Origin of the sequence: Muricauda sp. SCSIO 64092 (assembly GCF_023016285.1) — a bacterium.
GTDB lineage: Bacteria > Bacteroidota > Bacteroidia > Flavobacteriales > Flavobacteriaceae > Croceivirga.
Window position 1 is genome coordinate 2,179,384 of the sequence record NZ_CP095413.1, and the last position, 19,821, is coordinate 2,199,204.

The following is a 19,821-nucleotide window of genomic DNA, read 5'->3' on the forward strand; positions in this document are numbered from 1 at the left end:
CTTTATAGTGAAACTATTTTCGATTGCTATTGTATTGCTAACTTTTATAATTTCCTGCCAACCCAAAACGCCTGAACCCGCTCCCCAGCAAACGGGATTCTCCAAAACCTATATCGACCCTGCCCAAGGCTATTCCCAAGCCGTAGCCGTAGAAGCCAATGGCGTCAAAACCATTTATATCTCCGGACAAGTCGGTAGTGGGGAGAGCTTTGAAGCGCAATTCCGGGATGCGTTAAGCAAACTCTTTAGAACACTTGAAAACTCAGAGGCCACCTTTGATGATGTGGTCAAATACAACACCTATATTGTGGATTACCAGCCTGCCTATTTGGATACCTTTCGAACCGTTAGAAAAGAACTCCTTGGGGATAAAGATATGCCCGCCAGCACCTTGGTAGGCGTACAGGCCTTGGGCCTTCCGGAATGGGGTGTGGAGATTGAGGCGGTAGCGGTTGTTGGAAGCGACTAAGTCATTGAGGCTCTCGAAATGACCTTTACAAGCGGTGGCTTAGAGAACCTCAGCACCCAACTCAGTGACCTCTTACTCCAAGAATTTTGAAGCCCAAACGTGGATGGGTTTCGCAATCCCCTCCGTCTAGTGCGCTGCACTATCCACCTCCCCTTAACCAAGGGGAGGAGCCCTTTTAATTCAACTATCCGCAAGCATTCGGCCGATTTCTCAGCTTCGATGGAAATCAAGGAGGTTTTCACTTTGGGTGAGGAAAAGCAAAAATCTACTCACACTGGAAATAGGGTGGGATTCCGCATCAAGTGCGGAATGACAGGAAAAGGTCACCCAGATCCACTTCGGGAACGTTTCAATGCCCGCAACGTATCACCTCAACTACCCAATCGTCATTTCGACCAACGGGAGAAATCTAAAGCAGATTTCTCAATCGTCGTTGCACTCCTCATTTCGAAATGACAAGTAAGGGGAACTGAAACTCTCGAAGTGATTTTTACCATCCTCTTTCCACCCCATTATGAAGTATTTACCCCTGTTAAACCCCCACTTACAACAAATAATTCGTTTCCGCGGTCCTAAATCCTAGTTTTACGGTTATGCTAACGCGTAAAACCGCCATAGGACTACTGCTATTCGTTCTTTTTACCGCACCTGTGGTACTGGCACAGAATGTAGCCCCAGTGGCTGTAGATGATAGCTATTCCGTAGGATTTGATTTTAGCCTGACCCGAGATGGTGCAAACGGACTTTTGTCCAATGATAGCGACGCTAATGGAAACTCCACTCTAAGTGTACAAACCACTCCAGAGACCAATCCAAGTAATGGTGCTGTGGTCCTGAATACCGATGGTAGTTTTACGTATACCCCCAACAATGGATTTGTTGGCACGGACAGTTTTTCCTATCGGGTCTGTGATGATGGCACGCCTTCTACAGTAGTCTCCCGCTTCGATTTTAATACATCCACCATAACCGATGCCACCATTGGCCCCAATGCCACTTCCGTAAATGCGAATGCCGCGCAAACCGGATGCGGAATCCATTTTCCCAGTGGATCGGGGGGATCCACAGGTTTCGATATTGTGGTACCCAATTCAAGCGGAATTTTCGATTTTAGCAGTTTTGAAATCTCCTTTGAATACCAAGATCAGGAAAGTACCGCCGATATCGTCACCGCTGGAGATTTTAGGATTTACCATATTGGGGGAAATACCCTTGGGGTTCAGATTACCGTAATCAATGGGACAACGGGACTGCAACAGAGTTTTACCCAAAGCCTGGGCAATTTTGTAAGTGGAAACAATCTTTATTCCATAGCGTATAACGAAACCACGGGTAGCATCACCTATACGGCCAATGGAACGACCAATACCTTTGCGGTCGCCCCGCCCAACTCGCCCTTGGATGGTACTTCGGCAACGGATGTCACCATTGGACAGTTTATGGATGGAAGCGGTTCTTCGCTGCCTTCCCTCTGTAGTATGGAATTTGTGGATTCCAGTGTACTTTGTGATATGGGTACCGTAACTATTGATGTAACGGCTTCCATCATTACGAATAGGCGAATAACCTACCGTGTTGACCCCAATTAGGTTCCCCTTTTTGGAACAGTGCCCTTGTTCAATGAAAGAATCCGTTGGCTACGGAGGTTCTCAAAGTCACCTTTGAACTTGGTCACTTCGTGTGCTTCGAGTGCCTCAGCACCCAACTCAGTGACCTCTTATTTCAAGAATTTTGAAGCCCAAACGTGGATGGGTTTCGCAATCTCCTCCGTCCAGTGCGCTGCACTATCCACCTCCCCTTGACCAAGGGGAGGAGCCCCTTTTTATGCAACTATCCGTAAGCACACGGCCGATTTCTCAGCTTCGATGGAAATCGAGGGGTTTTTACTTTGGCTGACGGAAGGCAGGGATGGACTCGCTAAAGAAATAGGATGGATTCCACATCTAATGCTTCGACTTTGCTCAGCATCCGTGCGGAATGAAAAGAAAGGGTCACCTTGAATCCACTTCGAGAACGTTTCACCTCAACTACCCAATCGTCATTTCGACCAACGGGAGAAATTTAAACCCCATTGACGGGATTTCTCAATCGTCGTTACACTCCTCATTTCGAAATGACATAGAAAATTTGAACCCCACCCTAAACTCTCGCTCTGAGTAATCTACGGTTGCTTTATCAAACCATCCAACAACCCCCGAACCTTTTTACTGTTCCAATTGGCGGCCCCTTTTTCCTTGATCAGGATATTCCCTTCGGCATCAATGATATAATTCGTCGGGAGGCTACTGGATTGCAACACCTCGGGAACTTCAGTAAGTGGATGGAAAACAGGAAGTTGAATTCCTTTTTTCGATAGAAACCGTTGCACCACTTCCGGATTTTCATAAGTGACCAGGACAAAATCCACCGCATCCCCATAGTCCTGGTACAAAGCTTCAATACTGGGCAATTCGGCAATGCAGGGAGCGCACCAGGTCGCCCAAAAGCTCAAAAAGGTAATACGTCCGTCCCCAATACGTCGCGTCGCTTCCTTACCTTCCAAATCCCGAAGGGAATAAGTAAAGGCAGCAACCGAATCCGCCTCCTTGGTGGTATGCACCCCAGGGGACCAAATGGCGACTTTTAAACGGTTGATTCCCACCTGAATCGGTTTTCTGGTTTGGGGAATGATAAGTAGTACGACAAAAAGCCCAAAGGCCCAATCGCTCCAGCCTATCTTTCTAAGGAATGGAAATCGTGGTTTCATTGGTGGGTTTGTCGCTTACCGCATCATTCATTACAGCACCACATGTTTGTGTTCCAGTAACATCCCAAAACTTACATGCTGGAGTGCCTTCTCATGGGTGGCCTCCAGAATCACGGGAGGGGCCAAATCCTCCATATAGGCTTCCTTCCAGCGGGAAACACAAAGGCACCATTTATCCCCGACTTGTAATCCGGGAAATTGGTAATATGGAATGGGCGTGCTTAGGTCATTGCCCCGACTTTTGGTGAATTTCAAAAATTCTTCGGTCATGATGGCACAGACCACATGGGTGCCCACATCATCGGTGCCGGTTTTACAAAAACCGTCGCGATAGTATCCTGTTTTGGGCGCAAAGCAACAAGATTGCAATTCGGTTCCAAGGACGTTTTTTTCCAAAGCGTATTCGTTTTTCACAAAGTTACGGTGATTACAGCTTACCTTTATCGGTATCCGTACAACACTTAAAACAAGGTAAGGTAAAATGAAACAAAAAGGCATTCCCGATTGGCTTTTAAAAGCCAGGGACAAATGGACATTTAACGGGCAACAACGACCTGATTTTGCCCAGGTTCCCAAAGACGGGCAGGTTTCCGTTTGGGACTTTCCCCGTCCCCCTGCCCTAAAACCCGTTTCCAAAAAATTGGAGGTTCATCATCAAGGAACCCTTTTGGCACTTTCCCATAATGCTTTGGCCGTATTGGAAACCGCCAGTCCACCTACCTATTACGTGCCTCCGGAAGAGGTCAACCTTGAATTGTTAACGCAAATGGAAGGGAAAAAATCCGTCTGCGAATGGAAGGGTACCTCCACGTATTGGGCCTTAAAGGAACTGCCCAGTCGCGCTGTGGCATGGTCCTATTCCAAGCCGTTTCCCCCCTTTGAACCCCTGACCGATTATCTGGCCTTCTATCCACAACATTTGGACTGTTTTTTGGATGACGAACCGGTAACCCCACAACCAGGAGGATTTTATGCTGGCTGGATTACCAAAGATGTGGTGGGGCCCTTTAAGGGAGAACCTGGGACCGGGCATTGGTAAGCGCTCCAAGGAAGACAGGGAAGACCTTTGGGATTAGGGCAATTCCTGTTGAATCAAACGGATTTACGCAAAAGGGGACCATAACTGGTTTCTGTCACTTTAAAAATCCAGTATCTTTAAGCCAATGGCATTTTTGGAGAATCCCATTTACGTGCTTTCTATGCTCGCCTTAATGGTGATGTTAGCCGTTTATGTGGAAAGGACATCCTTTGGAAGGCCTCTCGGAGCAGCTTTGTTAGCCATTGTTTTTACGGCCATCATTGCCAATATGGGACTTATCCCCAGTGCGTCCAACACTATTTTTCTCTATGAGGGCATCTTTACCTACGTGGCACCCCTCTCCATTTTTTACTTGATGTTGGGCGTGAATCTCAAGGCCATCAAAAAAGCAGGGCTTCCTATGATAGGTTTATTCGTTTTGGGTTCATTGGCCACGGTAGTCGGGATTCTAGTGGCTTGGCACCTTATTTCGCCAGAAGGGGTATTGGGTGAAAATGGACCCATAATCGCCGGAATGTTAACGGGCACGTACACTGGAGGCAGTGTCAATTTCAATGCCATCGCCCTGGAATATGATTTTCAAAAACAGGGGGCCCTTTATGCGGGCACCATAGCTGTGGATAATGTGGTCACTACCGTCTGGATCGTAGTTACCCTGGCCATGCCCCGAATACTAAAGAAGTTCTGGAAAGATAAAAAAGGAACTGCTCCAAAGAACACCGAGGAACATGGGCAAAAAGACAATGGTATGGATTTAAATTCCCTGATGTGGCTTCTTTTTTTGGGATTGGCTGCGTTTTTTATCTCAGAAGCACTATCCAAAATCCTTCCCGAACTGCCCAGTATCCTTACCCTAACGACCCTGGGGGTTATTTTGGCCCAAACCCCTTTTGTCTCAAAACTCAATGGTGCCCATACCTTGGGACTGTATTCCGTATATCTTTTTTTGGCCGTAATCGGTGCGTATTGTGAAATCAATGCCGTTTTGGAACTCAAGACTTTGGGTCTTACACTCTTCCTATTCACTGCTACCGTGGTCCTTATCCATGGAATTACGACCATTCTATTGGGGGGACTGTTGTATCGGGATTGGAGTATGATTGCCATTGCGAGTCAGGCCAATATTGGCGGTGGACCCACGGCCCTGGCCCTTGCAGAAACCTTTGGGCGGAAGGAATTGATGCTCCCCGCAATACTGGTGGGCACCCTTGGTAACGCCCTGGGTACGTATTTTGGTTTTTTGGTGATTCAATTTTTATAGCGGTATGAAACAATTTGCCTGTATTTTTTTGTTTTTAATGATTTCACTTCCTCTGTTTTCACAGGAAAGCCTCCGCGATCATGGAGTGGACATCGGCGTTTTACGAACCGGGGAAGGTAACGCCATAACCGATGTTCCCGGGGTCCAGGTAGGGCATTTTACCTTGGTGGAAGGGGACTCCATTAGAACTGGGGTCACGGCCATATTGCCACATGATGGAAATCTGTTTCAGGAAAAGGTTCCCGCTGCCATCCATATTGGCAATGGGTTTGGGAAACTGGCTGGCTATACCCAGGTCCGGGAATTGGGAAATTTGGAAACCCCTATCGTCCTGACCAATACCTTAAGTGTGCCAACCGCAGTCAATGCACTTATCAGCCATACCTTAGGGCAAAAGGGCAATGAAAGTGTCCGTTCGGTAAATGCAGTGGTTGGTGAAACCAATGATGGATACCTCAATGATATCCGTGGGCGCCACATAACGGAGGAACACGTGCTTAAAGCCATAGGGGCAGCCAAAAATGGTCCTGTGATGGAAGGCAATGTAGGTGCAGGAACGGGAACTATATGTTTTGGATACAAAGGGGGTATAGGGACCTCCTCGCGTGTGCTGCCACAAAAATCGGGAGGCTACACTGTTGGGGTTTTGGTCCAGAGCAATTTTGGAGGTGTCCTGGAGATTGCAGGGGTTGATGTGGGCAAGCAATTGAATCGATATTCCGATAGCTTTACCTACAGCCCGGACGGTTCCTGTATGATGGTGGTCCTGACCGATGCCCCATTGGATGCCCGTAATTTGGAACGGCTCGCCAAACGGGCCATGCTGGGGCTTGCCAAAACCGGTGGAATTGCCAGTAACGGCAGTGGGGACTATGTGATTGCCGTTTCCACGGCCAAGGAATGTCGTATCCCCTATCGGAATGAAGAACCTATCCAGACCGTCCCCAGTTTACGGAATGAAGCCATGACCCCTTTATTTTTGGCCGTTATTGAAGCTACGGAGGAAGCCATTCTCAATTCCCTTTTCGCAGCGAATTCCATGAGGGGCCATAAAGGACGAAGGATTTCGGCCCTCCCTAAGGAAAAGGTATTGGAAATGCTTAGGAAAGCAGGGAAACGCTAACGCTACTGCTCCCCTAAGGCATAAATGGCAAAAGACCCCAGCCAATGTCCCCCCTCATAGCTATCACCCATTAAATTGGGAAAGGAATATCCCACATGCTCATGGGCCAAGGGCAATACATGTCCGTATTCCGCGGGATATTGTTTGGCGAGGCCAAAAAGCACCCAAGCACGACTAAAATTCAAGCCGTCCAAGTGTACCAATTGCCCATCTTCCCGGTCGCCAACCAGGGCAACATCAATTTTAAAATCGGCTTCCTTAAGTTGAGGAAGGAATTGGTCCATCCAAACCAGAAATTCCTCCTTTGACATAATTCTTCGCATTAAATCAATTTCCTCAAAACAGGGTGAAAGAAAATCGGCTCCACTGGGTTCCCAAGTCAAGGGGCATCCGGTATCATTTTTATAGAAATAGGTCGCCCTGGTCTTAATGGCATTCAACAAAGCGTCATTATTCAAGGTTTGGGCATAATCCCAGGCAAAGGATAATCCAAAGGCCGTATTGGTATGGGTACCCACCCGAACAGGATATTGCAATTTGGGTAGATAATCAACCAATTTTTTAGTTATCAATTCTGATAGGGGTTTTAGGTTTTCCTCCAACTCCTTTGCCAACGAATCGTCCCAAGTATGGATCTCCTCGGCCAGTTTCAGCAGCCAACCCCAGCCATAGGTGCGTTCATAATTTTCGTTGTGCTTACCATCAAAATAAGCGACTTCTTGCGCAATGTTTTCTTTGGAAAGGTTAGCCCTTAAAATTCCTTTAATGCGATTGGATTCATCCAATTGCGGATACATTTTCAGTAACTTCACCATGGACCAATGTCCATGAACCGCGGAATGCCAGTCAAAACAACCGTAAAAAGCAGGGTGCAATTCTTTGGGTTCGCCCAGATCATCGCCACTTCCCAAAACATGGCCCAACTTGTTGGGATATTCTTTTTCAACACATTCCAAAGGCAAAGTCGCCAATACATTTGCCTGTTCCAAGGTCAGCTCTATTTTTCCTATTGTGATTTCCTGTTTGGCTATGGGTTCCGTTTCCAATTTTCCTTTTTCAGGGCCATTGCAAGAAATCAACAATGCTATTGCAATGCCCAAAACGAATGATATATTACTTTTCATGATGAGAAAATTAGTGAATAGGAACAATGTAACAAAACCCAAGAATTTCACACTAACCTAAAGCAGGCTCTACGCTTTTTTAGTAGCTTTAAAAATCAATATAAACACTACTCATATGGATATTTTTGGAAAAATCAAGGAAAAACTCAGCAATGAGTTTATCGATATTGTCGAATGGCTGGACTATACGGATGATACCATTGCGCACCGTTTTGAACGCTATCAGAACGAAATAAAGAACGGGGCCAAACTCATTGTTCGGGAAGGGCAGACCGCCGTTTTTGTCAACGAAGGGCAATTGGCCGATGTATTCACCCCCGGCACCTATGACCTCACCACACAAAACCTTCCCATTCTAACCACTCTAAAGGGTTGGAAATACGGTTTCAATTCGCCTTTTAAAGCAGAGGTCTATTTTGTAAATACCCATTTGTTCACCGATGAGAAATGGGGGACCAAAAATCCCGTAACCCTGAGTGATGAACGATTTGGTTTGGTGGAAATTCGGGCTTTTGGCACCTACGCCTTTAAGATTTCGGATGCGGGCAAGTTCATTATTGACATTGTTGGAACGGATAGCAACTTTACCAATTTTGAAATCAACGAACACTTAAAAAGTTTGATCGCCACCCGTTTTACCGATACAGTCGGGGAAGCCAATCTTCCCATTGAACTGTATGCGGCCAATACTACGGAGCTTTCGGATACCTGTCGTGAGGTAATGGCCCCGGAATTTGAATCGGTAGGGATTTCCCTGGAGAAATTCTATATCGAAAACGTTTCCATGCCCGAGGACTTGAAAAAGGAGATTTTTGAGTACAGTCGTTTGGACAAACTGGACATGCAAAAGCTGGCGCAGTTCAAAGCGGCAAAAGCCATGGAGGCCGCCGCCAAAAACGAAGGCGGTACCGCAGGGGCCGGTATGGGTATGGGTATGGGCTTTGTGCTCGCCCAACAAATGGGTTCCATGATGGGTGGAGGCCAAATGGGTGGTCAGCAGGCTTTTCCCCAGGCCGGGGGTACACCCGTTCCCCCACCAATGCCTGTGCAAGTGCAGTATTTCTATGCGGTGAACGGAGCCCAACAAGGGCCCGTAAGCTTGGACCAGTTAAAGGCCTTGTTTGCCAACCGTACCATTAATCGGGAAAGTTTGGTCTGGAAACAGGGAATGGCCAATTGGGCCCCCTTACAGGATGTTGAGGAACTAAAATCATTTTTGGGGGGCAATACGCCACCGCCTTTGCCAGGAACATAATTCAAATGCCCTTGGCCTATTTTTAATACGTAGTAAATCCTAAGTTTTCAAAAGGCGGAGATGGGAAATCTTCCAAAGAGTATTCCGACTTGTCGGAAACGGTCTGGGCGATGTGGCTTTGAAAACTTCCTGGATTTCAAGCGCTAAAAAATCAGCCTAGACTTTTTTGTTTCTTTTTTGGTCGATGCAAAAAAGAAAAATATAAAAGCATTTACTGTTCATTTCTTTGCCTGTCCAAAGAAAGAACACTTTTTGGAGAGGTATTTCAAAGCTTTGCTTTAAATCAAAAACCAAATCTTAAATTTCCTCCAAGGCTTCGGAAATTCTAAACGGATTTGTTTTCCATACTGCCCAAAAAGTCTAAGATTACTAAACATTCGTGGAACAAAAGACCCAACAAACCGAACTCAAAAAGCCCTGTATCAACTGTGGGGCAGAGCTAAAGTACCAGCCCGGCACCAAGAACGTGAGCTGTGAATACTGTGGGCATCAGGAAACCATTTCCATTGATGAAAATGGTTTTAAGGAATTGGAACTTTATCCCTATCTCCAGGAAATGGGGAGCCAAAAGCACAGTGAGGAAGTATCCATGCTACACTGTAAAAACTGTGGTGCAACGCAACATATTGAGGAAAACTACAAATCGCTCCACTGTGTCTACTGTAGTATGCCCTTGGTGCTGGAAGATCAGTTTAAGGAGGAATGGATATTGCCCGGTGCGGTACTTCCCTTTCAGATCGATCGGAAAAAGTCGTACCAAATCTTCCAACAATGGGTGAAACGTCTTTGGTTTGCGCCCAACAAACTAAAAAAAGCGGCATTGGACCCCCAATTTACCAAGGGCCTTTATTTGCCCTATTGGACTTTTGATGCGCAATTGCAGGCTTCCTATTCCGGGCAACGTGGGGAGTATTATTATGAGACCAGACGGGTGCGGAATTCCCAGGGAAAAGTGGTCCAACAACGGGTACGAAAAACACGCTGGTATCCGGCATCGGGTCGGGTTTCAGGTTTTGTGGACGATACCCTGGTGGAAGCTTCCAAACAACGCAAAGGGCGGGTGCCTTCAAAAATAGCCCATTGGAACTTAAAACTTTTACAACCGTTCAATAGTAGTTTTTTACGGGGATTTGTCACTGAAAAATATACCATTCCCCTGAAACAAGGACATCTGGCGGCCAAAAACGAAGCGGAGGACATTGCCAGACGATGGTGCAGACAGGATATCGGTGGGGACACCCAACGCATTACCAGCATGAAGGTGAAACTATCCGAAGAAACCTTCAAACACATCTTATTACCGGTTTACATCAGTGCCTATCGCTTTAACGGAAAGGAATACAATTTCTTTGTGAATGGCGAAAATGGCCGTATTTCCGGTACGCGCCCTTATAGTGCCTGGAAGATATTCTTCGCTGTGCTGGGGGTGCTGTTGGTGATTGCGCTTATTGCTTTTTTGGGCAGGTAGTCCCATGTGTTTCCCTTTTCCTTATTTTTAAGGCACACCTATCCTTTTGATAATGAAAAACACACTATACCTATTGTTCTTTTTTTCGATGATGGTTTTTGGTCAAGAACGCTCGTTGGAACAAGACAAAGCTGCTATTACCCAGATGTTGAATGCCCAAAAGGAGGCCTGGAACAATTACGATATTGAGGCCTTTATGGAAGGGTATTGGAAGTCCGATGAATTGACGTTTTATGGTAGTGGTGGGGTCATCAAAGGATGGCAAGCAACCTTGGAGCGCTATAAAAAGAGCTATCCCAGCAAGGATCATTTTGGAACCCTCGATTTTGTCTTTAATGCCATTTCACCAATTGCAGAGGGGATTTATTATGTCATGGGCGAATACCATCTTACTCGGAGTGTGGGCAATACGAACGGTATTTTTATGCTGGTCGTCAAAAAAATGGATGGCGATTGGAAGGTTATTGCGGATACTTCGGCGAAAGTCAAGTAATGTTGCATAACATTATTTTGAGTCTATCTTAAAGTGTTCGGAGTAGGATAATATTTCAGAAATTAGTTGTGGTGAGATGCTTCGCCTTGCTCAGCATGACAAACGAAAACTATGTCATTCTGAGTGAAACGAAGAATCTTCAAAAGGGAACATGTACTCTAAAAATTCCATTTCTGGATTCTGGGCTTTTATCAAATCCAATTTTTTTATTCTTAACCATCCCTTAATCTGTTTTTCCCTTGCTATGGCCTCTTGCACCCAAGTGAATTTCTCGTAGTATAGTAAATGTCGACATTTATACTTTGCCACAAATGTCCTTCTTCTGTTCAGAATATCATCATGGTGCTGAAGGAGACGTTTTGAAAGATTGTTCGTCATTCCGGTATAAAGAACCGTTTTCTTTCGGTTGGTCAAAATATAGACATAGAACTTGTCTTGAGTTCGTGAGGTTTAGGGAAAAAACAAGATTTTGTTCCCAGATGAAGGCTTTTTTGCGTTGCATAGCCATAGCTACGGAACAAGAAAAAGACAAAATATGGGTGCAAAAGATGTTTTTGCAGCAAATTTTACAAACTCAAGACGAGTTCATAATACGTATGCCATCCTTCTTGGTGCATTTCAGAAAAATACAAAAGACTCTTCGTTTCACTCCGCATGACAAAAAGCGGCGTTTGTCATACTGGGGAACAACGTGACGAAGGATCTGTTTGGATGTTGAATCATTCAAACACCAAACAAACCGGTGCACCCAATTCAAACTGACTGGTATATTCTAAAGTACCTTGTTCGCTGTTTCGCTTAAAAACGGTGATATTGTTGCTTCTTTGATTGGCCACCAAAACATAATTCCCATCTGGGGATAAGGTAAAATTGCGTGGCCAATCCCCCTGAACGGACTCCCGACCTACCAAGGCCAATTTGCCCGAATTTGGATCTACCGAAAAAATGACCAAGGTATTTTCCCCACGATTGGAGCCGTACAAAAACCTTCCATCGGGAGACAAATGGATATCCGCACAGGCCATAGGACCTTCATAACCTTCTTCCAAGGTATTCACGGTATGAATTGCCGTATAGGCGTTATTATCCACCTTTTTAAAGGTGGTGATCGTAGCGTTCAGTTCATTGATCACATACAAAAAAGACCTATCGGCACTAAAGGTAAAATGTCTTGGCCCCGCCCCATCTGGAAATTCAAGCGAAGCTTGCCGTGCGGGTATCCATCCATGAGGTTGCTTACCGTATCGTTTTACTGCATCCAAGCCCAAATCGGCTACAAACAGTCCGTCCTCATTAAAATGGGCCTTGTGCACATGAGCGGTTTTTGTAGTGTCCGGAGCCTTATGGTCAATCAATTGACGATCGCCCAAGCTCCCGTTATCATTTAAATCAAAAATGGCCAGATTCCCTCCCGTATAATTGGAAACGGCCAACTGTCCATCTTTGGAAAGCGCTACATGGCAGGGATGCGCCCCTCCGGAACCTTTGCTGTTCATTTCTTCCAATAAGCCATCCTTTATCGAAAACGCGGTAATCCCTCCGCCCAGACTATCAAAATCAGCGGTCTCCTGCACCGCATAAAGACGATCATTGGCTTTGGAAATGGCCAAAAAGGAAGGGTTGGGTAACTTGGCCTTTAGCTGCAAGGAATCCAACTGCCCCGTATCGGGATTGAACCGTAAGGTATAAATTCCTTCGCTTGGGCCGTCGGTATAGGTTCCAACGAACAGTGTTTCATTTGGGGAAGGCATTTCCCTGGTACAGCCCATGAGCAAAAAAACTGCAAATAAAAGGTAGGATGCTTTGTGATACATAATTGGTTTGTTTACCCAAAAATAACTGATGTGTGGCTACAGTACTATTTTTATCTTTAAATCATGAATAGTTCGTCCATTATTCTGGTATTAAGTTGCCTTGGAATTGCCCAGGCCCTCTTTTTATGCAGCTATCTTTTTACCTTAAAAAAGGGAAATAAAAAGGCACATGCATTTCTGGCGCTATTGATTTTGGGATTGACCATACGCATTGGGAAATCCATCCTTAATGAATATATCCATTTGGATGCATGGCAGCGCAATTTGGGGCTGGCCGGTATTTTGCTGGTCGGACCCAGTCTTTGGCTCTATGGAAGGACCGTTCTGTTCCAAGCCAAAATAGCGGTTAAAAACAGCTTCCCCCATTTTATACCGTACATTCTTTTTAGTCTTTTCTGTTTTGCCATCCCCAACCGATTCGATACGCTCTCCCTGGGCATCTATTATGCGGTTTTTGCCCATCTTTTGGTATACCTCATTTTTGCAATTATCGTTGGTTTCCGCTCAAAAGACCATTCCCAGAAAACGGTTTTGTCCTGGTATCGGAATTTGGTCGTCGGGGTGGCCATTATCTGGGTATTTTATATTGGCAACGTATCCGGGTTCATTCCCTTTTATATTGGTGGGGCCATCTGCTATACCTTCCTGGTGTATATTTTTTCGTTTTTGCTCCTCAAAAAACACAGTTTTCAACTGGAAAAGTATCAAGGGCAGCCCCTGAACAAAAATGTCTCAACAGCCTTAATGGAATCCCTGAGAGGACTTTTTCAGGATGAATCCATTTATCTTAACCAACAAATCACCTTATCCCAAGTGGCATTGGCCATTGGGACCACTCCCAAAACCTTATCGCGCTTGATCAACGAAACTACCGGAAGGAATTTTTCAGAATTTGTCAACTCCTATCGCATTGAAAAAGCAAAAGCCCTATTGGCCTCCCCGGTTTCCAAAAATGAAAAGATTGCTTCCATTGCTTACGACTCCGGTTTTAACAATGTTACTTCCTTTAATCTCGCTTTTAAGGCAGAGACCCGGCTTACCCCTTCACAGTTTAGAAAAAAAGCGGCCAACAATTGAAACAATCGTTTTAAGAATCATGATTCTTAAAGTTTGATTGTGGTTTTTTGTACTCCTTTGCGTAAAAATCAATCGATGCGATACCTTTTGTTTTTAGGCTTTCTGACCCTATTGGGTTGTCATCAAAAAAAGCGGCCCGTACAGCACAATACTGCTGTGGCACCCAATAAAGAAGTAGTGTTTGAAGGGCTGAACAGGCCTTGGAGTATCGCCTTTCTTTCCGAGCAGGAAGCCCTAGTGACCGAAAAAAATGGGAACCTGCTAAAAATTGACCTCCGCTCCAAAACCAAAAAGGTCATCAAAGGTTTTCCCACCGATCTAACCGATAGTATCGGTGCAATCCATATTGGGGACAACTCTGGAATCTATGAGGTTTTACTGCATCCGGACTTTTCCACCAATGGAAGAATCTACTTTTCGTATGCGGCAAAGAAAAGAGGGGTTGGTAAAACCACAAAGTTTGTCATGGCGCAATTGGAAAATGATTCCCTGACGGATATCCAGCCTATCTTGGTAGCCGAACCCTTTACCTACATCAATTACCATTATGGGGGTGGAATAACCATTGGACCGGACCAAAAATTGTACCTAACCGTGGGGGAACGCCTTTTTTGGGAACATGACGAGCCACCCTTGCCCATTGCCCAGGATGTAACCGACCCAAGGGGGAAGATACATCGGTTCAATCTGGATGGAAGTATTCCACAGGACAATCCCAAATTAGGTCCCAATGCCGTCCCCAGTATCTATGCCCTGGGGATACGCAACACACAGGGCATAGCGGTACAACCGGAAACGGGCCGACTTTGGTTTACGGAACACGGTACCATTCAGGGGGATGAACTCAATATACTGCAGCCAGGGGCCAATTACGGCTGGCCCAATGTGACCACCGGAAAATTGCGGAGCCAGGATTACAAACCCCCTAAATTGGAAGGCGTGACCTTCACCAATCCTACTTGGTTCTGGCACCATACCGTAGCCCCAACCGGACTTCATTTTTATACGGGTGAGGAGTTTCCCTCATGGAAAAACAATCTCTTCGTTCCCGGCCTTTCCCAGGGGAGTTTATGGCGTTTTCATATTGAGGGCGATACCTTAAAAAGTGCGGAAGAACTTTTTTTGGACAGCCGGGTCCGTTCCAGAAAAGTAGCCCAAAGCCCTGAAGGCAAACTCTATATCCTTACCGATAGTGAAGAGGGCCAAATTATTCGCATTAAACCAAAAGCAATCACAAAAGAAGTCCATTGACATGAAAAAACTGTATCCCCTTTTACTGATTCCATTTTCAATGATTTGTTCCGCACAGTCCGAAATGGAGGAAATTCAAGAAACCCTTTTAAGTTATATCAAGGGTTCATCCTATAGTGACCCGGAAATGATCCAGGCCGCATTTTATGAAAATGCCGACCTCTTCCTTTCCAAGAAAGACCAGGAAATTTGGGTGCTTAGCCCAAAAGAATATGCAGCGCTTTTTGAAAACCGAACCAAAGGGGAATTCAATGGACGTGAAGGGAAGATTCTCACCATAGATTTTGCCAATACCATCGCTTCCGCCAAGGCCGAAATCAAAATTCCATCCAGAAACCTACATTTTGTGGATATTTTCCTTTTAAAAAAACTGTCGGGAAAATGGAAGATCATCAGCAAGGCGGCCACACAACTCCCTATGGAATAGGAGGATCAACGACCTGGTTCGGTCACCAGGTTGGTCTTGATTTCCTTTCGTAGATACACCGCTGTGACTATGGTAGCCAAAACATCAGCGATGGGAAAAGAAAGCCAAACTCCCAATTCCCATAGAAAAGTTGGTAAAATTAAAATGAGCGGTATAAAAAAGAATCCTTGTCGGGTCAGCGTAAGCAATAGCGCCGGAACGGCCTTGCCCACTGCCTGAAAATACGCCGCCCCAATCAATTGTAAGGCAATAATGGGCGTAGCGGCAAAGACCAATCGCATGGCCAGGGGTGCGTGTTCCAGGACAAAGGCATTGGTCAATAACTCCTTTTCGGGCAAATCGGTGCGATTGCTCAAAAACAAGTCGGCAATCTCTGCGGGAAAAGTCATAAGGACAATAAAAACCAAGGTAGCCATAAGCGCGGCATATTTAATGGCCGTGTAAATGGATTCCTTCACCCGGTCATATTTAAATGCCCCATAGTTGAAGCCCGCTATGGGCAAAAATCCCTGGGTAACCCCAAAGACCGGGAATAGCGCAAACATCAACATCCTGCCAATGATGGCATATACCGCTACCAATGCTTCACCACCCAAACCAAACAGAATATTGTTCATGAGCAGGTAAATAACGCTGGTGACCGCTTGCCGAGCCAGGGTAACACCCCCCAAAGAGCCGATCTCCCTAAGAATTATACCCTTCAGTTTAAAATGTTTGAACTGTAGTTTAAGTTCGGAATTTTTGGATAGGAAGAAGTAAATGATATAGGAAAGACAGAGTACGTAACCCGCCGTGGTTGCCCAAGCGGCACCGTGCATGCCCCAATCGAAAACGTAAATGAAAATGTAATCCAAAAACAAGTTGCCCACGGAAGGAATAATCATGGCGATCATGGCAAATTTTGGTTTCCCTTCTGCACGAATAACGGTATTCCCCATCATACAGAGCGCCAAAAGGGGAACTCCATAAAGCACAATGATGTAGTAAATCTTTGCAGGTTCAAAAATGGCCCCTTTTCCACCAAAGGCTGGAATTAGGCTATCTACATAGTAGAGTCCCAAAACCACCATGGAAACGGTAACTAAAAGGGTCAGGGCAATTTGATTTCCAAAGGTATGCAGTGCCTTTTCCCTGTTATTTGCTCCCAATGCCCTTGAAATGATACTGGAACCCCCAATACCGATGGCCATCCCCAATGCACCTATAAAGAAGGATACGGGCAGTACCACATTGATGGCTGCAATGGCTATGGAACCAATCCAGTTACCAACAAATATGGAATCGATGAGCACATTTAGGGACATCACCAGAATACCGATCGATGCCGGAACGGCCTGTTTAATAAGCAAGCTTCCTATGGGTTCCGTGCCCAATTGTTCCGATGATACTTTTGCCATAAATTGCCAGCGCGACGAAGCAAACTTTTTAGCTCACGGCAAACGGATCGCTTCGTCCCTCCGTTCCCCGCTGTCCATTACACCGGAAGTACCGCCCTGGTCTCCCAGTCCTTGATCCATTCCGCCATCAAAGCCACCCAATCGTCCCGATCGTTTAAGCATGGGATATGCATGTATTCCTTTCCACCCGCTTCCTTGAATTCTTCCTCACCTTCCATAGCAATCTCTTCCAGGGTTTCCAAACAATCGGAAACAAAAGCTGGGGTAATTACCGCCAAACGGGTTTTTCCCTCTTTGGCCAAGCGTTCAAATTCATAATCGGTGTAAGGCTTTAACCATGGGTCTCCGGCCAAACGCGATTGAAAGGAAGTACTTGTTTTTTCGGGATCTATTCCCAATTGTTTGACGACCAAATCCGTGGTATCATAACATTGGTGACGATAGCAGGTATGGTGTGCCACCGAATTCACTTTACAACACTTTCCATCGATTTTACAATGGAATTTTGTGGGATCGGACTTTCGGATGTGGCGCTCGGGGACTCCATGATACGAAAACAAAATATGGTCATACGCAAAGTTCTCAAGACTTTCCGCTATACTGTTGCCAAGTACTTTGATATAATCCGCATTTTTGTAAAAAGCCGGAAGTGTGGTGATGTCCATGTTAGGAAAGTGCTTTTGCTGTTCTTCCAGCGCTTTCACCACCACGGTTTCATAAGAGGACATGGCATAATGCGGATATAGGGGCACCAAAAGTACCTCATCCACCCCCTTATCGTGCAGTTCCTGTAGTCCTTCCTTAATGGACCCACTGCCATAACGCATTCCCAGGGCCACCGGAAGCTCAGTTTGTTGTTGGACCTTTTCCTGAAATCTTTTGGACAGGACGATCAACGGAGAACCTTCCTCCCACCAAATTTTGGAATAGGCTTTTGCGGAACGCTTGGGACGGGTCTGCAAAATGATGCCCCGAACGATGATATTGCGCAATACGGGATTCACATCAATGACCCGTTCATCCATCAAAAATTCATCCAAATACGGCTTGACATCCTTAGGGGTCGGGCTATCGGGGGAACCGAGGTTGACCAACAATACTCCTTTTTGCATAACTAACTTTTGAAGTGCAAAAATACGACTTGAATAGCTTTAACATCTTGGCCGCAACAACAACTTTTTATGTTAAAATAGATAACTTTGATATTATGGGAAAAGCACTATTTCTGGCACTATTTCTTTTGGTTTTGGTGCCTGCCAAAGGGCAATTAAGCTGCACACCGGAAGACAGCCTTCTTTTTCACTCCAAAATGAAGGTAATCGACCAATTGGACCTGGAAGCCGGGGATGATCAAATTGTGGCCATAGGCAAAACATTCCTGGGCACTCCCTATGTGGAAAAAACACTTGAAATTGGAGAAACGGAATCCCTGGTCATTAATTTACGCGGATTGGATTGTACCACTTTTGTGGAAAATGTCCTTGCATTTTCATGGCTTGTAAAAAAAGGGCATAGCGATTTTAGCACTTTTATTGAAAATTTGAAGACCATTCGGTATCGTGATGGTTTTCTGGATGGGTATCCCTCACGTTTACATTATTTTACAGAGTGGATTCGAAACAATAACGAGAAGGGTTTAGTAGAGGAAATCACCTCCGATTTGGGAGGTGTTGCAGTCAAAAAACCCATCAATTTTATGGGAACACATCGCGAACTCTATCCTTTTTTGGCGGACGATGTCAACTATGAAAAAATGGTGCAGGTAGAAAAAGACCTCGCCAAGGAATCCTTATGCATCTTACCCCAAGAAGACATAGCAAGTGTAGAGGATAAACTTGAAAATGGGGATATTATTGCCTTGGCCACCTCCATTAAAGGTTTGGACGTTACGCATACCGGATTTGCCATTCGTATGCCCGACAACCGGATCCATCTGCTGCATGCCTCCATTTCCGGAGCGGTTACCATTACCAAGGAACCGCTCGTGGACTATCTAAAAAAGGTGAAAAGCAACACGGGTATTATCGTGGCCCGACCTACACTTTAAGGTATTGGCCTAGTACCTGGGGAATTCGGCCCTGTCCACAAAAATCCAAAGTCGGGGGGAATTTATTTTCGCCTCAAACACCATTCAATGGCCCCCAATAAATGTTGCCGGAACATAGGTTCATCAAACGATTCCTCCGTATGCCCGCCCCCGGTATAAAAGGCACGGCCACCATCAAACTCGTGATACCAGGCAATGGGATGGTTGTCGCCATTGGTCCCTCCTTCATATGAGGATTCATCCAAACGCATCACTACCGTAACATCCGGATTCAGGTTTTTGAAATTATACCATTCGTCATATCTTGCCCAGCTGTCCGGAAGGTGTGCCGTGGCAGGATGTTCCTTGTCCACTACATCAATGGTCGCCTTTCTCACATTGGGGTCGTTGGGGTGACCATCAAAGTAGGCCCCTACCAATTTCCCGTACCAGGGCCAATCGTATTCCGTGTCGGTAGCTGCATGGATTCCCAAAAAGCTACCGCCGTTCCTGATAAAACCCTCAAAGGCTCTTTGTTCTTCCGCATTTAAAATATCCATAGTGGTATTAAGAAAAACAACCAGTTTGTAGTTCTTTAAATGATCGGGATTAAAATCCTTGGACGTTTCACTCTGTAGAACAATAAATCCATTTTCCCTGCCTATCGCCCGAAGTGTCTTCACCCCTTTTTCAATACTTTGGTGACGATATCCTTCCGTCTTTGTAAATGTCAGCACCAGTTCGGGTATAGGCGCATCCGCAAAGGTGGGGTCGGCGGACATTTGACCTTGGACAAAAAAAGAAAGGGATAGAAAACTCCCTAGAAAAAGCATGGCAATCTGTTTCATGTT

19 protein-coding genes and 1 pseudogene are annotated in these 19,821 nt (G+C 45.5%); 12 read left to right on the plus strand and 8 right to left on the minus strand.

The features are described 5' to 3' along the window. The first annotated feature begins 7 nt into the window (after positions 1–7). Positions 8–469 (plus strand): RidA family protein, encoded by a 462-nt coding sequence (locus L0P88_RS09020; protein WP_247134265.1) that lies wholly within the window; start codon positions 8–10, stop codon positions 467–469. Positions 470–1,062: 593 nt separating this feature from the next. Further along, positions 1,063–2,058 carry an Ig-like domain-containing protein gene (locus L0P88_RS09025; protein WP_247134266.1) on the plus strand — a complete coding sequence of 332 codons (996 nt, stop codon included), beginning with the start codon at positions 1,063–1,065 and terminating at the stop codon, positions 2,056–2,058. Between the two features lie 572 nt (positions 2,059–2,630). On the opposite strand, the gene L0P88_RS09030 is transcribed toward L0P88_RS09025, so the two are convergent. Continuing rightward, complete coding sequence (locus L0P88_RS09030) at positions 2,631–3,215, minus strand: TlpA family protein disulfide reductase (RefSeq protein WP_247134267.1); 585 nt, start codon at positions 3,213–3,215, stop codon at positions 2,631–2,633. Positions 3,216–3,245: 30 nt separating this feature from the next. After that, complete coding sequence (locus L0P88_RS09035) at positions 3,246–3,611, minus strand: DUF2237 family protein (RefSeq protein ID WP_247134268.1); 366 nt, start codon at positions 3,609–3,611, stop codon at positions 3,246–3,248. Between the two features lie 85 nt (positions 3,612–3,696). Between L0P88_RS09035 and L0P88_RS09040 the strand changes: the two genes are divergently transcribed. The 3 genes from L0P88_RS09040 to L0P88_RS09050 all read left to right on the plus strand — a co-directional run bounded on the left by L0P88_RS09040 (position 3,697) and on the right by L0P88_RS09050 (position 6,638). Further along, on the plus strand, positions 3,697–4,254 hold the full coding sequence (locus tag L0P88_RS09040) for a DUF427 domain-containing protein (RefSeq protein WP_247134269.1): 558 nt from the start codon (positions 3,697–3,699) through the stop codon (positions 4,252–4,254). Positions 4,255–4,378: 124 nt separating this feature from the next. Then, a complete protein-coding gene (locus L0P88_RS09045) occupies positions 4,379–5,515 on the plus strand; it encodes a DUF819 domain-containing protein (RefSeq protein WP_247134270.1) in 1,137 nt (378 codons plus the stop codon). Between the two features lie 37 nt (positions 5,516–5,552). Continuing rightward, the gene (locus L0P88_RS09050; RefSeq protein WP_247134271.1) at positions 5,553–6,638 is read left to right on the plus strand and encodes a P1 family peptidase; all 1,086 of its coding nucleotides are present in this window, start codon (positions 5,553–5,555) and stop codon (positions 6,636–6,638) included. 2 nt (positions 6,639–6,640) lie between these two features. Here the strand turns inward: L0P88_RS09050 and L0P88_RS09055 are convergent, their stop codons facing one another. Next, on the minus strand, positions 6,641–7,762 hold the full coding sequence (locus tag L0P88_RS09055) for a DUF2891 domain-containing protein (protein ID WP_247134272.1): 1,122 nt from the start codon (positions 7,760–7,762) through the stop codon (positions 6,641–6,643). Between the two features lie 115 nt (positions 7,763–7,877). Here L0P88_RS09055 and L0P88_RS09060 point away from each other — a divergent pair, with 115 nt between their 5' ends. The 3 genes from L0P88_RS09060 to L0P88_RS09070 all read left to right on the plus strand — a co-directional run bounded on the left by L0P88_RS09060 (position 7,878) and on the right by L0P88_RS09070 (position 10,978). After that, positions 7,878–9,017 carry an SPFH domain-containing protein gene (locus L0P88_RS09060; RefSeq protein ID WP_247134273.1) on the plus strand — a complete coding sequence of 380 codons (1,140 nt, stop codon included), beginning with the start codon at positions 7,878–7,880 and terminating at the stop codon, positions 9,015–9,017. Positions 9,018–9,396: 379 nt separating this feature from the next. Continuing rightward, positions 9,397–10,485, plus strand: a complete 1,089-nt coding sequence (locus tag L0P88_RS09065) for a DNA helicase PriA (protein ID WP_247134274.1) — start codon at positions 9,397–9,399, stop codon at positions 10,483–10,485. 52 nt (positions 10,486–10,537) lie between these two features. Beyond that, positions 10,538–10,978 carry a YybH family protein gene (locus L0P88_RS09070; RefSeq protein WP_247134275.1) on the plus strand — a complete coding sequence of 147 codons (441 nt, stop codon included), beginning with the start codon at positions 10,538–10,540 and terminating at the stop codon, positions 10,976–10,978. A 114-nt stretch (positions 10,979–11,092) separates the two neighbouring features. On the opposite strand, the pseudogene L0P88_RS09075 reads toward L0P88_RS09070, so the two are convergent. After that, positions 11,093–11,398, minus strand: a pseudogene (locus L0P88_RS09075) (GIY-YIG nuclease family protein); the annotation flags it as partial. A 299-nt stretch (positions 11,399–11,697) separates the two neighbouring features. Next, positions 11,698–12,792, minus strand: a complete 1,095-nt coding sequence (locus L0P88_RS09080) for a lactonase family protein (RefSeq protein ID WP_247134276.1) — start codon at positions 12,790–12,792, stop codon at positions 11,698–11,700. Between the two features lie 63 nt (positions 12,793–12,855). Between L0P88_RS09080 and L0P88_RS09085 the strand changes: the two genes are divergently transcribed. The 3 genes from L0P88_RS09085 to L0P88_RS09095 all read left to right on the plus strand — a co-directional run bounded on the left by L0P88_RS09085 (position 12,856) and on the right by L0P88_RS09095 (position 15,547). After that, complete coding sequence (locus tag L0P88_RS09085) at positions 12,856–13,869, plus strand: helix-turn-helix domain-containing protein (protein WP_247134277.1); 1,014 nt, start codon at positions 12,856–12,858, stop codon at positions 13,867–13,869. Between the two features lie 75 nt (positions 13,870–13,944). Continuing rightward, a complete protein-coding gene (locus tag L0P88_RS09090) occupies positions 13,945–15,120 on the plus strand; it encodes a PQQ-dependent sugar dehydrogenase (protein ID WP_247134278.1) in 1,176 nt (391 codons plus the stop codon). 1 nt (position 15,121) lies between these two features. Continuing rightward, positions 15,122–15,547 (plus strand): nuclear transport factor 2 family protein, encoded by a 426-nt coding sequence (locus tag L0P88_RS09095; RefSeq protein WP_247134279.1) that lies wholly within the window; start codon positions 15,122–15,124, stop codon positions 15,545–15,547. A gap of 5 nt (positions 15,548–15,552) precedes the next feature. On the opposite strand, the gene L0P88_RS09100 is transcribed toward L0P88_RS09095, so the two are convergent. Both L0P88_RS09100 and hemH read right to left on the minus strand, forming a co-directional pair. Continuing rightward, a complete protein-coding gene (locus L0P88_RS09100) occupies positions 15,553–16,944 on the minus strand; it encodes an MATE family efflux transporter (protein ID WP_247134280.1) in 1,392 nt (463 codons plus the stop codon). Between the two features lie 77 nt (positions 16,945–17,021). Further along, positions 17,022–18,056 (minus strand): ferrochelatase, encoded by a 1,035-nt coding sequence (hemH, locus tag L0P88_RS09105; protein ID WP_247134281.1) that lies wholly within the window; start codon positions 18,054–18,056, stop codon positions 17,022–17,024. 95 nt (positions 18,057–18,151) lie between these two features. On the opposite strand from hemH, the gene L0P88_RS09110 reads away from it, so the two are divergent. Further along, positions 18,152–18,991 carry an N-acetylmuramoyl-L-alanine amidase-like domain-containing protein gene (locus L0P88_RS09110; protein ID WP_247134282.1) on the plus strand — a complete coding sequence of 280 codons (840 nt, stop codon included), beginning with the start codon at positions 18,152–18,154 and terminating at the stop codon, positions 18,989–18,991. Positions 18,992–19,053: 62 nt separating this feature from the next. Here L0P88_RS09110 and L0P88_RS09115 read toward each other — a convergent pair whose 3' ends face one another. Beyond that, positions 19,054–19,818, minus strand: a complete 765-nt coding sequence (locus tag L0P88_RS09115) for a ThuA domain-containing protein (RefSeq protein WP_313791598.1) — start codon at positions 19,816–19,818, stop codon at positions 19,054–19,056. Positions 19,819–19,821: the final 3 nt, after the last annotated feature.